This is a genomic window from Paludisphaera mucosa (genome assembly GCF_029589435.1).
Lineage (GTDB): Bacteria > Planctomycetota > Planctomycetia > Isosphaerales > Isosphaeraceae > Paludisphaera > Paludisphaera mucosa.
This window is the reverse complement of the sequence record NZ_JARRAG010000001.1, coordinates 1,626,619-1,642,130: the sequence shown is the minus strand read 5'-3', so window position 1 is coordinate 1,642,130 and position 15,512 is coordinate 1,626,619. Positions and strand designations below refer to the sequence as shown.

10 protein-coding genes are annotated in these 15,512 nt (G+C 70.9%); 8 read left to right on the top strand and 2 right to left on the bottom strand.

Annotated features, from left to right (window positions below):
* Positions 1-45: 45 nt before the first annotated feature.
* A complete protein-coding gene (locus PZE19_RS06715) occupies positions 46-2,061 on the bottom strand; it encodes a PAS domain-containing sensor histidine kinase (RefSeq protein ID WP_277859802.1) in 2,016 nt (671 codons plus the stop codon).
* A gap of 325 nt (positions 2,062-2,386) precedes the next feature.
* Here PZE19_RS06715 and PZE19_RS06710 point away from each other — a divergent pair, with 325 nt between their 5' ends.
* From PZE19_RS06710 to lgt, 4 genes are read left to right on the top strand one after another with little or no spacing between them, the layout of a single operon-like run.
* Positions 2,387-2,755, top strand: a complete 369-nt coding sequence (locus PZE19_RS06710; RefSeq protein ID WP_277859801.1) for a (2Fe-2S) ferredoxin domain-containing protein — start codon at positions 2,387-2,389, stop codon at positions 2,753-2,755.
* A 4-nt stretch (positions 2,756-2,759) separates the two neighbouring features.
* Positions 2,760-3,617, top strand: coding sequence for a pantoate--beta-alanine ligase (gene panC / locus PZE19_RS06705; protein ID WP_277859800.1), 858 nt, complete (start codon positions 2,760-2,762; stop codon positions 3,615-3,617).
* Between the two features lie 11 nt (positions 3,618-3,628).
* Positions 3,629-4,057, top strand: a complete 429-nt coding sequence (gene panD, locus PZE19_RS06700; RefSeq protein ID WP_277859799.1) for an aspartate 1-decarboxylase — start codon at positions 3,629-3,631, stop codon at positions 4,055-4,057.
* A gap of 33 nt (positions 4,058-4,090) precedes the next feature.
* Complete coding sequence (gene lgt, locus PZE19_RS06695; RefSeq protein ID WP_277859798.1) at positions 4,091-4,975, top strand: prolipoprotein diacylglyceryl transferase; 885 nt, start codon at positions 4,091-4,093, stop codon at positions 4,973-4,975.
* Here lgt and PZE19_RS06690 read toward each other — a convergent pair.
* Positions 4,972-6,810 carry a serine/threonine-protein kinase gene (locus PZE19_RS06690; RefSeq protein WP_277859797.1) on the bottom strand — a complete coding sequence of 613 codons (1,839 nt, stop codon included), beginning with the start codon at positions 6,808-6,810 and terminating at the stop codon, positions 4,972-4,974. The two genes, lgt and PZE19_RS06690, sit on opposite strands and share 4 nt — an antisense overlap.
* Between PZE19_RS06690 and PZE19_RS06685 the strand changes: the two genes are divergently transcribed.
* The 4 genes from PZE19_RS06685 (at position 6,809) to PZE19_RS06670 (ending at position 15,509) form a co-directional block, all read left to right on the top strand.
* On the top strand, positions 6,809-7,468 hold the full coding sequence (locus tag PZE19_RS06685) for an RNA polymerase sigma factor (RefSeq protein ID WP_277859796.1): 660 nt from the start codon (positions 6,809-6,811) through the stop codon (positions 7,466-7,468). The two genes, PZE19_RS06690 and PZE19_RS06685, sit on opposite strands and share 2 nt — an antisense overlap.
* Positions 7,469-7,667: 199 nt before the next feature.
* Positions 7,668-8,681, top strand: a complete 1,014-nt coding sequence (locus PZE19_RS06680) for a DUF1559 family PulG-like putative transporter (RefSeq protein ID WP_277859795.1) — start codon at positions 7,668-7,670, stop codon at positions 8,679-8,681.
* A gap of 70 nt (positions 8,682-8,751) precedes the next feature.
* Complete coding sequence (locus PZE19_RS06675; protein WP_277859794.1) at positions 8,752-9,204, top strand: hypothetical protein; 453 nt, start codon at positions 8,752-8,754, stop codon at positions 9,202-9,204.
* Between the two features lie 14 nt (positions 9,205-9,218).
* On the top strand, positions 9,219-15,509 hold the full coding sequence (locus PZE19_RS06670; protein WP_277859793.1) for a neutral/alkaline non-lysosomal ceramidase N-terminal domain-containing protein: 6,291 nt from the start codon (positions 9,219-9,221) through the stop codon (positions 15,507-15,509).
* The last annotated feature ends 3 nt before the right edge of the window (positions 15,510-15,512 follow it).

Genomic DNA, 15,512 nt, shown 5'->3' with positions numbered 1-15,512 from the left:
GTACCACGTCGGCCCGGCGCGGGAACCCTCCGCCGGGGCGGCCGATCAGGGCGGCGGCGACGCGGAGGGGCGGTCGGCGGCGGCCTGGGGGAGCAGCACGCGGAAGCGGCTGCCCCGCCCGAGGTTGGCGTCGACCTCGATCCGGCCGCCGTGGCCCGTGATGATGCCGTGGCTGATGGCCAGCCCCAGGCCGGTCCCCTCGCCCACGGGCTTGGTCGTGAAGAACGGGTCGAACAGGCGGTCGAGGTCCTCGGGGGCGATGCCGCCGCCGTTGTCGGCCACGCTGATCTCGACCCAGCTCCCCAGGCTCCTCGCCGCGATCTCGATCCGCCCGCCGTCCTCACGTCCCGCCGACTCGACCGCCTGGAGGGCGTTGATCACGAGGTTGAGCAGCACCTGCGAGATGTCCGAGGGGACGCAATCGATGCAGTCGACCCCCTCGTTGGCCACGCTGACCTCGATCCGGTCGCGTTTGAGGCGGCCCCGGGTCATCTCCAGGGCGCTGTCGATCAGCTCGGCGAGCGAGGCCCTCTCCCACTTGGGGCGCGACGTACGAGCCAATCCCCGCATCTTCTGGACGATGTTGGCGACCCGCCGGACCCCTTCCAGCGTGCGGTCGATCATCGGTTCCAGGTTCTGGCGGATGTAGGGCCAGTCGATCTCCTCGGAGATCGCCTCCAGCCGGGCGAAGGTCTCGGGCCGGAGGTCCTTGATCGAAGCGACGGCGGCCTCGCCCTCGATCAGCATGGCCAGGAGCCCCTTCACGTCGCGGCGCAGCACCGCGAGGTTGTTGCCGACGTAAGAGAGCGGGTTGTTGATCTCGTGGGCGACCCCCGCGCTCAAGAGGCCGATCGAGGCCAGCTTGTCGGTGTGGGCCAGCATCGCGCGCATCCGCTGGCGTTCGGTCTGGTCGCGGATCGAGGCGATGTACTCGACCCGGCCGTCGGTCTCGACCGAGCTGAACGAGATCTCGATCGGGAATTCGGTCCCGTCGCGGCGGCGGCCCGACAGCTCCACCGTCTTGTTGAGGATCGATGCGCCGTCGAAGGCGCGCCCGGCCGAGTCGTCGCCGTCGCCGCGACGGGGCGAGGTGAAGGGGATCAGCACGTCGAGGGGCTCGCCCAGCATCTGCCGCGACTCGTAGCCGAAGACCGCCTCGGCGGACGGGTTGAACAGCAGGATGCGTCCCGCCCCGTCGGTCACGATGATGGCGTCGAGGCTCCCCTCGGTCAGCCGGCGGTAGCGCTCCTCGGACTGCGACAGCTCGCGGTTCTTGGCCTCGAGCGCCTGGGCCGACTTCATCTGGACCTCGGAGAACCGCCGCCGGGTGCGCTCCAGCGCGATCCGCTCGGTCACGTCGCGGATGATCGCCAGGACCGCGACCTGGCCGTCGAAGTCGATCGTCGACGTCGTGATCTCCACCGGGATCGTCCGGCCCGACTTGGTGCGGTAGGCGGCCTCGCAGGTGATCTGGCCCTCCTTGAGCACCCGGTCCAGCCGGTCGCGGAAGCCGCGGGCGAAGTCGGCGTCGTCGATCGCGCCGACGTCCAGGCCGACCAGCTCGGGCAGGCTGTAGCCCAGCAGCGACGAGGCCGCCGGATTCGCGTCCAGGATCTTCCCCAGGCGGTCGTGGACGAAGACGGCGTCGTGGATGCCGTCGAAGATCGTGCGGACCCGCCGCTCGGAGGCGACGAGCGCCTCCTCGGCCTGGATCCGCTGGCTGATCTCGGTGATGAACGCGAAGAAGCCGACGACCCGGCCCTCCTCGTCGCGCGCCACGTCGATCAGCAGCTCGACGGGGATCTGGCGGCCGTCCTTGTGGCGATACCGCTTGACGACCGTCTCGCGCCGGCCGGCCGCCAGGATCTGCTCGTGAGACTCGATGGTCATATCCCGGAAGAGCGGGTCCGTCAGGTCCAGGACCGACATCCCCAGCAGCTCCTCGCGGGAGTATCCGACCAGGTCGCAAAAGGCGTCGTTGACGTAATCGATGCGCCGTTGCAGGTCGATCGTCGCGAACGGCTGCGGGCCCTCCCGGAGCATCCGGTGGTGCAGCCGCATCAGCCCGACGTCGCCGCCGCGCGCGTCCCCGTCAGGCGCGACGACGTCGCGTCCCGCCCCCGGATTTCGATCGCGCGCGTCGAAGGTCGAAGCCACAGCGGACCCCACGTCTTGGGAAGACGATCTCACGCCCGGACTCTCGCCAGTGGAATACTATAACGAGAGACGCGCCAGTTCTACGCTCCAACCCCGGCTGTCGGCTCACGCGGGGGAATGACAGCCCCGGGGGTCCATGCTATCCTGAGTTCCGCCGCGCGCGGCCGGGCCGCTCGCAACGGCGGCGTGACCAGATTGTATCGAATTGTTAGAAAACATCAAATCGCCCATGTCCGTCTTCACGCATCACGTGTTCATCTGCGGCAACGTCCGGGAGCCCGGGGCCAAGCGGGGATGCTGCGATCCCGAGGGCCGGCAGGCCCTGAAAGACGCCTTCAAGGTCGCGCTCAAGAAAGCGGGGCTCGGCCCCCTGGCGCGGGCCAACCACGCGGGCTGCCTCGACCAGTGCGAGCACGGCCCTGTCGTGGCGATCTACCCCATGGGCGTCTGGTACGGCCCCGTCACGGCGGCGGACGTGCCCCGGATCGTCGAGCGGACGATCCTCGGCGGCGAGATCCTGACCGACCTCCAGATCGCCGACGAGTGCCTCAACAATCCCAGGTGTCCACACCGAGCCGGCGAGCCTTCGGGGAGCTGATCCGATGCAGGTTGCGACCACGATCGCGTCGGCCCGCATGGCGGTCGAGCAGGCCCGCGGCGAGCGCCGGCGCATCGGCCTGGTGCCGACGATGGGGGCGCTCCACCGCGGGCACGTCGCGCTCATGGAGGAGTCTCGGCGGCTGGCCGACTTCACGGCGGTCTCCATCTTCGTCAACCTCGCCCAGTTCGGCCCCGGCGAGGACTACGACCGCTATCCCAGGGTGCTCGAAGAAGACCTGCGCGCCTGCGAGGCGGCCGGCGTCGACCTGGTCTTCAAGCCCTCGGCCCAGGAGATGTATCCCCGGGGCGTGCCGGCGGCGACGTTCGTGGAGGTGCCCGGCCTGTCCCACGTCCTCGAAGGCGAGATCCGGCCCACCCACTTCCGCGGCGTGGCGACGGTCGTCCTGGCGCTCTTCGAGATCATCCGCCCGGACGTCGCGATCTTCGGCCAGAAAGACTACCAGCAGCAGGCCTTGCTGCGGCGGATGGCGGCCGACCTGCACCTGCCCATCGAGATCGTCACCCACCCGATCGTCCGCGAGGCCGACGGCCTGGCGCTCAGCAGCCGCAACATCTATCTCGACGCCGACCAGCGCCGCGGCTCGCTCGCCCTCTCACGGGCCCTCGACGCCGCCCGCAAGGCCGTCGCCGGCGGCGAGACCGACGCCAACCGGGTTCGACAGATCCTGCGTTCCCCGATAGAATCCGAGTTGGCGGCGGCCCTCGATTACGTCGAGGTGGTCGACGCCGAAACCCTCGAAAAACTCGACCGCATCGAGCCCGGGCGGCCCGCCGTCGCCCTGCTGGCGGCCCGATTCGGCGAGACCCGGCTGATCGACAACGCCCGGCTGACGGAGTGAGACGACCCAGCATGCAGCTCAAGGTGCTCAGGAGCAAGCTCCACCTCGCCACGGTCACCCGGAGCGACCTGTATTACCACGGCAGCCTGACCATCGACCCCGATCTGATGGACGCCGTGGGCCTGCTGCCGTACGAGGCGATCCTCGTCAGCAACGTCGCCACCGGAGACCGCGCCGAGACTTACATCCTCCCCGGCGTCCGCGGCTCGGCCGCCATCGAGCTGAACGGCGCGATGGCCCGCCTGGGCGCGGTCGGCGACCGGGTGATCGTCATGGCCTTCGCCCAGCTCGACGCGGCCGAGGTGGACGCCCACCAGCCCCGCGTCGTGGCCCTCGACGCCAAGAACCGGGTCGTCGAGCGGATCGACTACCCCCCGCTTGGCGAGGCGGCCGACGCCCCGCTGACCAACGGCCGGCCGGCGTGGGCCGAGACGATCTGATCCCGGGCGACCGGAAGACGCGAGAGTAACGCCATGCGACAGATCCTCTTCACGATCCCGGTTTTCGGCGGCGTCAAGATCTTCGGCTACGGCGTGATGCTCGTGCTGGCCTTCGCCTCGTCGACCTGGCTGGCCGTCTACCGCGCGCGGCGCGAGAAGCTCGACGGCGACCTGGTCATGGACATGGCCTTCTGGATCTTCGCCGGCGGCCTCTCCGGGGCGCGACTCTTCTACTGCATCCAGTACTGGGGACGGGGGATAGACAACGTCCTCGACGTCTTCCAGTTCTGGAAGGGGGGGATCGTCTATTACGGCGGCATCTTCGGCGGGGCTCTGGCGTTCTTCGTCTATCGCCGATTCAACCCGTTCCCGGTCCGCCCGTACCTCGACGCCCTCGCGCCCTCGATCGCGGTGGGAACCCTGTTCGGCCGCCTCGGCTGCTTCCTGAACGGCTGCTGCTTCGGCGACGTCTGCCACACGGCGCTGGGCGTCCGGTTCCCCAGGGAATCTCCGCCCTGGGAGAGCGAGGTCCGGCTGGGGCTCATCCCGCCCGACGCCCTCCGTTCGCTGCCGCTGCATCCGACGCAGCTCTACTCCGCGCTCGACGCGTTCGTCCTGCTGATCCTGCTGAGCGCCTTCTATCCATTCCGACGTCGCGACGGCGAGGTCATGGGTGTGCTCATGATCGCCTACCCGATCACGCGGTTCCTGATCGAGTACGTCCGCAACGACGAGGGGATCTTCTTCGCCGGCCTGACCATTTCGCAGACGATCAGCGTCGGCCTGCTCGCCGCCGCCGCGGCCTACTGGTACTGGCTTTCGCGTTGCCCGAAGTCCCGATACGCCGACCTGCCCGCGTCGCAGGAGCCGGTTTCGGAGCTGGTCGCGGCCGTTACCTGGTCCGCTCCGGTCCGCTAGGGGTCGACGGGCGCCAGCGTGATGGCGCGAAGGTCGAAGAGCGCGCCGCGGAGCGGCTCCCTGGGGCGGACCTCGATCGAGTGGACGCCGGCGGCGAGGGGCGACTCGCCGACGGGGAAGCTCCGGTAGTCGGACCAACCGTCGGTCCCGTGCGCCTCGCCGACGAACGTCCGGCCGTCGAGCCGGACCTCGTAGCGGTTGCCGGCCCCGCCGTTGCGATTGGCGTAATCGAGGGCGAGCGAGTAGGTCGCCTCCTCGGCGACGTGGAAGGTCCACGAGGCGACGTCCTCGCGGCCGTGCCAGTATCCCAGGTTGCCGAACGAGTGCTCGAACCGAAGCGAGCGGCCCGAGAGCGACGCCGCCGACGCCCCCAGCCGGATCGAGCCGTCCTCCTGGATGATCGCCCTGGGGATCGGCGGGCCGACCATCTCCCGGAAAGCCCTGGCCTCGGTCGCGGGGGCCGTGTGCACGATCGCGGGCGGCGACGGATGGGGACGGGTCGCGAGCCGAAGGACTGCCGCAATCGTCAGCACGGCCAAAAGCGCCGCGGCCGGCCGCCTTTTCGCCAGCCTCCACGTCCGCTCGAGGACCCCGGCCGGACGGGCCTGGATCGGCTCGCCGGCGAGGAACCGCCCGAGGTCGTCGGCCAGTTCGCGGGCGTCCGGGTAGCGTCCGGACGGCGGCTTGCGAAGGCACTTGAGGATGATCACGTCCAGGTCGCGCGGCAGGCCGGGTCGGACGCAGCTCGGCGGCGGGGGGGCGTCTTCGCGGACCATCCTCAACGTCTCAACGGCCGAGGCCGCGGGATGCGGGACGCGGCCGGCGAGCCATTCGTAGAGGATGACGCCCAGGCTGTAGACGTCGGTCGCGGGCCCGACCTCGCCGCCGCCGCCCGCCTGTTCGGGGGCCATGTACCGCGGCGTCCCGCGCGTCCCGCCCTCGACGCCCCAATAGCGATCGGATTCGTTCCACTTGGCGACGCCGAAGTCGGCGATCTTGGGCGCGCCCTCGCGCGTGATGAGGATGTTCGCCGGCTTCAGGTCGCAGTGCACGATCCCCTGGCGGTGGGCGTGATGGACGGCCAGGGCCACCGTGCGGATGAACTCCACCACGGCTCGCGGAGGCTGAGGTCCGGCGGCCATCCGCTGTTCGAGCGACCCGCCGTCCACGAATTCCAGCGCCAGGAATGGGTGCTCGCCGTGCCGGCCGATATCGTAGATCTGGACGATGTTGGGATGCTGGAGCTGCGCGAACGCCTTGGCCTCCATCTCGAAAAGCCGCGAGACCACGTCCGGGCGGCCGGCGATCATCTTGAGCGCCACCACGCGGCCGAGTTTAAGATGCCGGGCCTTGTAGATCAGCCCGGTGCTGCCGACGCCGATCGGCGGGTCGTCGATTTCGTAATCGGGGAGGACCGGCGGGCCGGCGATGCGTTCCGGGGCCGAGCCGGATTCAGGCCGGGGGCGGGACGCCGTCGCGATCGATCGCCTCAGCTCGTCGAGGACGGGGTCGGTGCGCTGGTCGAGCGCCTGAGCCCGGGTCTCGCAGGCGGGGCAAGCCTCTTGGTGGCGACGGACGGCGTCGATCGCGGCCTCGGGCAGGTCGCCGAGCATGAAGGCGCGGAGGATCGCATCGTCGGGGCAGGCGTCGGATCGAACTTGCGACGGCACTGTCGGCTCCATTACGATGACCTCGACGACGCGGCGGCTCTTCCCCTCCTTGCACGCGGCCCGTCCGCCGTATCGTAACGCGACGAACTCGCCGCGCGAACGCGCCTTGACCCCGCTCCCCCTTGAAGGGCCGTCCGAGCCGCACCTGTCGAGGACGTCAGCCATGGAGCGACCGATCGCCGTGCGACCCCGGTCGTCCACCTCCGGCGCTGAGGCGGGCGAGACTTCGCTCACGCTCCTGGAGCGCGTGAAGACCCGCGACGGCGACGCCTGGGGCCGCCTCGTCGGCCTGTACACGCCCCTCCTGCGACATTGGTTCCGCCGTTGGGGCGTGCGCCCCGAGGACCTCGACGACGTAGCTCAGGACGTCTTCCAGGCGGTGGCGGTGAGCCTCGAAGGCTTCCGCCGCGACCGCGAGGACGGCTCGTTCCGGGGCTGGCTGCACGGCGTCGCGCGGCACAAGGTCCTGACGCTCCTGCGTCGCGGCGACGCGCGGGGGCCGGGGGGGACCGACTTCTACGAGCGCACCCTGCTCCTCCCCGCGCCGGCGGTCGAGGCCTGCGACGACGAGGAGCGGTCGCTGATCGGCGATCTCTATCGCGACGCGCTCGAGACGGTGCGCATCGAGTTCGAGGAGCGGACCTGGCACGCCTTCTGGCGGGCCGCCGTCGAGGGCCACGCGCCCGCGACGATCGCCGACGAGCTGGGCGTCAGCCCGGCCGCCGTCCGTCAGTCCAAGTCGCGCGTCCTGCGGCGGCTCAAGGAGGTCCTGGGCGAGCCGGCGGGCACCCCCGACGCGGCCGACGATCCTCGCAACGCCTGAACCGACCTTCCCTTCCGGTCGATCCCCGGCCGTCCGGAAAAGACCTGTCACACATCGCGCGATGTATCAGTGTGGGATAAGCTCGGCGGGTCCCCTCTCTCCGCCGGACGCGCAGGCCGTTCGCGCCTCTCGCGCGTCCTCGCCCGTCCCACAACCCCCTTGCCCGATCATTCGACCGGTCTCCAGAAGAGGATCGCCCATGTCGCGCCGACGTCCCGGCTTCACGCTGATCGAGTTGCTGGTGGTGATCGCGATCATCGCCGTGCTGATCGCCCTGCTGCTGCCCGCCGTGCAATCGGCCCGCGAGGCCGCCCGGCGTTCGCAGTGCGTCAACAACCTCAAGCAGATCGGGCTGGCCGTCCACAACTATCAGTCCGCCCTCAACTCGCTGTCCCCGGGCAAGAAGGGCGACGCGTGGGGGAGCTGGATGGTGTGCCTGCTGCCGTATATCGAACAGATGAGCTCGTTCAACGCCTGGAATTACCAGGGGAACAACTCGGGCCTGCCGGGGACCGTCGACGGTCCCTTGCGTTACAACGGGGCCTGCAACATCACGGTGACCTCCGCGCGGATCTCCGGCTTCATGTGCCCGAGCGATCCCAACAACGCGTCGCTGAGCGGGATCGGCATCACGGTCAACGGCCAGACGCTGATGGTGACCTCGCAGAACTACGTCGTGAACTTCGGCAACACGATGATGCAGCAGCGGACCCTCGACGGGGTCACGTTCAAGGGGGCCCCGTTCACCTGCATTGGTTCGCCCTTCGTGGACATCGACGGCTATCGCGACCGCGAGATTTCGGGCGTACCCAACACGTGCTATTCCTTCGCCTCGATCACCGACGGCCTGAGCAACACGATGATGCTCTCGGAACAGTTGGTCGGCCAGACGCAGGGGGGGCAGCTCGACCTCCGCGGGTTCTCGTGGTGCGGGCCGCTGGGCACCTTCACCGCCTGGACCGCCCCCAACAGCCGCTCGCCCGACGTCATCTGGCCGGGCCTGTGCAACTCGCCCAAGGGGGGCGTCAACCCGCCCTGCACCACGGCCGACGTCACCTGGTACACGGCGGCCCGCAGCAAGCACGCCGGCGGCGTGAACGTGTCGATGTGCGACGGCAGCGTCCGGTTCGTGAAGGACTCGATCGGGTTGAACACCTGGTCGTCGATAAGCAGCACCCAGGGCGGCGAGATCGTCAGCGCCGACTCCCTGTAAATCGGGACCACCCCCTTCTTCCCCCGCGGCCGTCGTCGCCGACGACGGCCGCGCCCGGAGCCGCACGCGCATGACACGACGATTCTTCCCCGCCGGCCCGATGGCCGCCGCCGGCCTGGCCCTGGCGCTCGCCGGCTGCGGCGAAACCGGCGACCTGCTTCCCCGCGAGCCCGTCTCGGGTAAAGTGACCATCGAGGGCCAGCCCCTCGCGAAGGGGTCGATCCTCTTCCGGCCCGCGGGCGGCGGGACGGAGGCCGGCGGCGAGGTCGCCGAAGGCGCCTTCGAGGTCGCCCGGGCGGACGGCCCGCCCCCCGGCAAGTATCAGGTGTCCGTCACCGAGGCGGTGGAGCGGCCCGAGGAGGACAAGCTGAACAATTTCTCCCTGCAACCCAAGACGAAGCCTTCGAAGACCGTCATCGGCGGCCCGATCGACGCCGAGGTCAAGGCGGGCGGGCCCAACGCCTTCACCTTCGACTTCCCCAAGGTCGACGTCTCGAAGCGCTCGAAAGGCCAGGTGCGATGAGAGGCATTCGAAGGATGACGATCCGGACGGCGGCCTGCGTCGGCCTCGGGCTGACGCTCGCCGCGGCTGCCGGGGCAGGCCGCGCCGAGGAGGTCGCCGTCGGCGTCGCGCGCGTCGACGTCTCGCCGTCGGGGCCGATCCGGCTCAGCGGCTATCTGGCCCGGACGACCGAGTCGAAGGGGATCGGCCACCCGATCTACGCCAAGGCGCTCGCGATCGGCTCGGACGACCAGAAGCCGGTCATCCTGGTCTCGGTCGACAACGTCGGCGTCTCCGACGCGATCGTCGGCGAGATCGCCGAGCGACTCGAGCGCAAGGTCGGTCTGCCCCGCGAACGGCTGGCCCTGGGGGCGTCGCACACGCACTCGGCGCCGCTGCTGACGGGGGTCCTCCCCAACATCTTCGGCAAGCCGATCGCCGCCGACCAGCAGGCGAAGATCGACGCCTACACCCGCGAGTTCGTCGACAAGATCGAACGCGTCTGCCTGGAAGCCCTCGCCGACCGCAAGCCGGCGACGCTCTCGTGGGCGCAGGGGAAGGTCGGCTTCGCGGCCAACCGCAGGACGCCCGGCGGCCCCGTCGACCACAGCCTGCCCGTCCTGCGGGCGACCGGACCGGACGGGAAAATCCGGGCGATCGTCGCCAACTACGCCTGCCACTGCACGACCCTCGACCCCGCCGACAACCTCGTCGACGGCGACTGGGCGGGGGCGGCCCAGCGCGGCATCGAGGCCGACAACCCCGGCTGCATCGCCCTGACGGTCGTCGGCTGCGGGGCCGATTCGAACCCCAACCCGCGCCGCAAGTCGGCCGACGCCGAGTCTCACGGCCGCGCCCTCGCCGACGAGGTCGCCCGCCTGATGCGCGGCGAATGGAAGCCGGTGGCCGGCCCGCCCCAGGCCGCGATGGAGCGCTTCGACCTGCCCTACGACACCCTGCCGACCCGCGCCGAGCTGGAGAAGCTCGTCGCCGCCGGCGGCCCGCGGGGCCACTTCGCCACGCTGCAACTCGCCCAGATCGACCGCGACGGCAAGCTGCCGGCCGCCCTGCCCTACTCGGCCCAGGCCTGGCGGTTCGGCGACGACCTGCTCATGGTCTTCCTCCCCGGCGAAGTCGTGGTCGACTACGTGCTGAGGATCAAGAAGGAATTCGACCCGTCGCGCACCTGGGTCACGGCCTACGCCAACGACGTCCCCTGCTACATCCCGTCCGAGCGCATCCTCAGCGAGGGGGGTTACGAGGGGGGCGAGGCGATGACCTACTACGCCCGGCCGACGCGACTCAAGACCGGCGTCGAGAAGCTCATCCTCGACGCCGTCCACCGCGTCGCCGGAGCCGGATTCGAGCCCACCAGGGCGAAGGTCGCGGCGAAGGTCGACGAGGAGAACCCGCCGGCCCTGACGCCCGCGGAGGCCCTCCAGACCTTCCACACCAAGCCCGGCCTGAAGGTCGAGCTGGTCGCCGCCGAGCCCCTGATCGAGAGTCCGGTCGCCGTCGACTTCGGCGCCGACGGCAAGCTCTGGGTCTGCGAGATGCGCGACTATCCCTCGGGAATGGACGGCAAGTACAAGCCCGGCGGCCGGGTCCGCGTCCTCGAAGACCGCGACCGCGACGGCCGCTACGAGACCGCCGCCACGTTCATCGAGGACCTTCCCTTCCCGACCGGCCTGATGTGCTGGCGCAAAGGAGTGTTGATCTGCGCCGCACCCCAGATCCTCTACGCCGAGGACTCCGACGGCGACGGCAAGGCCGACGTCCGCAGGACGCTGTACGAGGGCTTCGCGACCGACAACTACCAGGCGCGCGTGAACGGCCTGGCCTACGCCGCCGACGGCTGGGTCTACGGGGCCAACGGCCTGATCGGAGGCAAGATCCACGGCCGTGCCGACGGCCGCGAGGTCGACCTGGGGAGCCGCGACTTCCGCTTCAAGCCGGACCTCGGGGTCTTCGAACCGGCCTCGGGAATCACCCAGCAAGGCCGCGTCCACGACGACTGGGGGAACCAGTTCGGCGGCAACAACAGCATCCTGATCCAGCATTACCCGCTCGCCGACCACGACGTGCGACGCAATCCCCGCGTCTCCGCCCCGCCGCCGGCCGTCGTCCCCCGGGGCGACGCCGACCCGGGCAAGCTCTTCCCGGCCAGCCACACCCTGATCCGCTACAACGAGCCGCAGAACGCCAACCGCGTCACGAGCGCGAGCAGTCCGCTCGTCCACCGCGACCCGCTGCTTGGCGACGAATACTTCGGCGACGGCTTCGCCTGCGAGTCGGTCCACAACCTGGTCCGCCGCGTGGTGCTCGAGCCCGAGGGCGTCACGTTCACGGGCCGTCGAGCCGCGGATGAGCAGGACCGCGAGTTCCTGGCCTCGACCGACTCGTGGTTCCGGCCCGTCCAGGTGCGGACCGGGCTCGACGGGGCGCTGTGGGTCGTCGACATGTATCGATTCGTCATCGAACACCCGCGCTGGATCAGCCCCGAGCGGCTGGCGACGCTCGACGTCCGCGCCGGTGCCGATAAGGGCCGGATCTACCGCATCGTCCCCGAAGGCCGACCGATTCGACCGGTCGAGAACCTCGAAGCGATGCCCACGGCCCGCCTCGCCGCCGCGCTCGACACCCCAAACGGGACCGTGCGCGACACCGTCCAGCGCCTGCTCGACCACCGCCGCGACCGCGCGGCGAAGCCGATCCTCGCCGCGATCGCGCGCGGGAGCCATACTCCCGCGGCCCGCGCGCAGGCCCTCGCCGCGCTCGACGTCGCGGGCGATCTCGACGACGAGGTGCTCGCCGCCGCGCTCGACGACGAGCACCAAGGCGTGCGCCGGGAGGCCGTCCGGATCGCCGAGCCCAGGTTGGCCCGGAACACCTCCATCGGCCTCAAGGTCATCGAACGGGCCGACGACGCCGACGTCCGGGTTCGCTATCAGACCGCGTTGAGCCTGGGCGCCTGGCCCGCGCCCGAGGCCGGCCGGGCGCTGGGCGCGATCGCGGCTCGCGACGGCGGCGACGAATGGCTCCGGGCCGCCGTCCTCAGCTCGGCGACGCCCCACGCCCGCGCGGTCCTGGAGCGCCTGATCGCCGCTGCCGGGCCCGACGGCCCCGCCTCCGACATGGTCGAGCCGCTGATCGCGACGATCGCCGGGACGCGCGATCGGACGTCGGTCGCGGCGGCCCTGGCGCTGATCGCGTCCGGCGACGCCGAGCCCGCCCGGTGGCGGCTCGGCGCGGTCGCCGAACTGCTCGACGCCGCCGGGGACGAGGCCCTCGCGGCCGACCGTGCCGTCCTCCCCCTCATGGTCGCCGCGAGGCGGAAGGCCGTCGACGCCGAGGCCCCCGGCGACGAGCGGGTCGCTGCGCTCCGGCTGCTCGGCCGGACCGAGGCGTCGCGCGAAGCCGATCGTGCGGCGATCGCCGGGCTCCTCGACCCGGCCGAGCCGGGCGACGTCCAGTCCGCCGCCCTCGGCGCCCTGTCGCGACTCGGCGACGCCGCGGCGGCCGAGGCGATCCTCGACCGCTGGGCCCGCCTCGGGCCCGCCGCCCGGGCGGCCGCGCTCGACGCCCTGATCTCCCGCGAGGCGTCGGAGACGGCACTCATCGGCGCGCTCGAAGCCGGCCGCGTCGCGTCCTCGCAGGTCGGTGCCGAGCACCGCGAACGGCTCCTGCGGTCGGGCACCGAGCCGCTCCGCAAGCGGGCGCAGGCGGCCTTCGGCGCGCTGACGATCGGCGCGCGTCGCGAGGTCCTCGCCGCCTACGATTCGGTGAAGACCTCGCACGGGGACCCCGCCCGAGGCAAGGCCGCGTTCCAGCGAGCCTGCGCCGCCTGTCACAAGCTCGACGGCTTCGGCGCGGAGGTCGGCCCCGACCTGGCCGCCCTCACCGACCTCTCGGCCGACGCGCTGTTGACCGCGATCCTCGACCCCAACCGCGAGGTCGACGCCCGCTACGTCAGCTACAACGCCGCCCTCAAGGACGGCCGAACCCTCTCCGGCCTGATCGCCAACGAGACCGCCAGCGCGATCACCCTGAAGCGGCAGGAGGGCGCGGCCGACGTCGTCCTCCGCGACGACCTGGAGGAGATCGCCTCGTCGGGCCGTTCGCTCATGCCCGAGGGCCTGGAAAACGACCTGAAGCCGACCGACGTCGCCGACGTCGTCGCCTACCTGTCCCAGGGCGCTTCCCGCCCCAAGGTCCAGGAGGGGAACCGGCCCGAGGTCGTCAAGGCCGGCCCCGACGGCGTGATCCGGTTGATCGCGGCCGACGCCGAGATCTTCGGCCCCAACCTCCTCTTCGAGACCGAGCACGGCAACCTCGGCTACTGGCACGCCGCCGCCGACCACGCCGGCTGGACCTTCGAGGTCGACCACGGAGCCATGTTCAACGTGGCCCTCGAATGGGCCTGCGACGACGGCTCGGCGGGCAACGCCTACATGCTCAAGCTCGGCGGCCAGACGATCCGCGGCGTCGTGCCGGGGACCGGCGGCTGGGGCCGCTACGTCCGGGCCTCGATCGCCAACCAGGTCTTCCACAAGGGCGTCCACCGGATCGATCTTCGCCCCGAAGGCCCGATGCACGGCGCCCTCGCCGACGTTCGCGCCATCATCCTGACCCCCGGCGAGGCCGGCGACGTCAACCCAGCCCAGGCGGCCGAGCCCACAAAGCCCGTGGACGTCGCCCGCACGATCCTCGACCCCGCCACGGCCGACGGCGATCGTCAGGCGTTCATCGATCGCCTCTCCGGCCAGTCGGCCCCGCTGATCGCCGCCCTGGCCGACGGGCTCGACCACGCCGACGAGGCCGAGCAGTATCGCCGCATCCCCTGGATCTGGCGGGTCGCAATCGCCGCCGGCAAACGCGACGACGGCGACGAACTGAAGAGAATCCTCGAAGTCGCCCTTCCGGCCGATTCCCCCGACGCGAAGCTCGACGACTGGCGGGCGGTGGTGCTCGGCGGCGGCCTGATCAACGGCGTCAGCCTGTCGGGCCCGCTCCCCGGGCCGAGGTTCGAGACGATCCTCAAGGACGCCCCGGCGCTGAAAGCCCGCTGGGATCGGTCGATCGCCCTCGCTTCGAAGATGGCCGACGACGCCTCGGTCCGCACAGGGACCCGCTACGACGCACTGCGGATGCTGGGTGCCGAGCCCTGGGATCGGCACGGCGAGCACCTCGCCCGCTATCTCGCGAATGGACTCGATCCCGAGCTTCATCAGGGGGCCGTCTCCGCCCTGGCCGACGTGTCGTCGGCGCGGATCGTCGCCCCCTTGCTGGAGGCCCTGGACCGGCTCACGCCCGACAATCGCAAGTTCGCCGTGCAGGCCTTGACTCGCGAGGCCGACCGCCGCGAGGCCCTGGTCGAGGCCCTCGCGTCCGGCCGCATCCGGCCCGACGCGCTCGATGCGGAAGCCCGCAAGATCCTCGTCGACCCGGCCCAGACCCAATCCGCCGAACGGGCCCGGAGTTTGATCGCGCCGGGATCGGAGAAAACTCCCCAGGGCGCCGCCAATCTCCTGCCGTTCGACGCCCTCCAGGCCCGCCTGAACGATCCGGCCCTGCGGATCCTCGACGCTCGCCCGAAGGCCGACTACGACAAGGCGCACATCCCCGGCGCGGTCTGGGTGGACGTCAAGAAGGCCGAGGCCCTCGCCGCCGCGCCCGGCGGCCTCCAGGACGCCCGGGCCTGGGAAGCCTGGATCGCCGACCTGGCGATCGCCCCGAACGCACAAGTGGTCGTCTACGACGCCGAGCGTCAGCTCGACGCCGCGCGGCTGTGGTGGCTGCTCAGCTACCTCGGCGTGCCTCGCGTCGCGCTCATCGACGGAGGCTACCAGCTCTGGGAGCGCGAGTCGCGGCCCACGATGGGCGAGGCCGCGAAACCGGCCCCGTCCTCATTCTCGGTCGCCTTCAGGAAAGACCGGTTGGCGACTCGCGAGGACGTGGCCGAGGTCTTGAAGTCGGGATCGGCCCGGGTCGTCGACGCCCGCAGCGAGGCCGAGCATACCGGCGAGAAGGTCCTGTCGAAGCGCGGCGGACGCATCCCCGGGGCCTGCCCGGTCGAGTGGACGCGGCTCGTCGACGCCGACGGGCGGTTCCTCGCGCCCGACGCCCTCCGCGAGAAGCTCAAGGCCGGCGGCGTCAAGGAAGGCGATGCCGTCGTCTCGCATTGCCAGGGGGGCGGACGGGCGTCGGTCGACGCCTTCGTGCTGGAAAGGCTCGGCTTCCCGACCCGCAACTACTATCTCGGCTGGTCGGAGTGGGGCAACGCCGAGGACGCGCCGGTCGAGACGGGCCCGCCGACGCGAGAGTGACGC

Bases quoted from the DNA above. Each gene is read 5' to 3' on its own strand.
- PZE19_RS06715 (WP_277859802.1), bottom strand. From the start codon at position 2,061: ATGCGGCTGCACCACCGGATGCTCCGGGAGGGCCCGCAGCCGTTCGCG.
- PZE19_RS06680 (WP_277859795.1), top strand. From the start codon at position 7,668: ATGTCGCGCCGACGTCCCGGCTTCACGCTGATCGAGTTGCTGGTGGTG.
- PZE19_RS06710 (WP_277859801.1), top strand. From the start codon at position 2,387: ATGTCCGTCTTCACGCATCACGTGTTCATCTGCGGCAACGTCCGGGAG.
- lgt (WP_277859798.1), top strand. From the start codon at position 4,091: ATGCGACAGATCCTCTTCACGATCCCGGTTTTCGGCGGCGTCAAGATC.
- PZE19_RS06690 (WP_277859797.1), bottom strand. From the start codon at position 6,810: ATGGCTGACGTCCTCGACAGGTGCGGCTCGGACGGCCCTTCAAGGGGG.
- panD (WP_277859799.1), top strand. From the start codon at position 3,629: ATGCAGCTCAAGGTGCTCAGGAGCAAGCTCCACCTCGCCACGGTCACC.
- PZE19_RS06675 (WP_277859794.1), top strand. From the start codon at position 8,752: ATGACACGACGATTCTTCCCCGCCGGCCCGATGGCCGCCGCCGGCCTG.
- PZE19_RS06670 (WP_277859793.1), top strand. From the start codon at position 9,219: ATGACGATCCGGACGGCGGCCTGCGTCGGCCTCGGGCTGACGCTCGCC.
- PZE19_RS06685 (WP_277859796.1), top strand. From the start codon at position 6,809: ATGGAGCGACCGATCGCCGTGCGACCCCGGTCGTCCACCTCCGGCGCT.
- panC (WP_277859800.1), top strand. From the start codon at position 2,760: ATGCAGGTTGCGACCACGATCGCGTCGGCCCGCATGGCGGTCGAGCAG.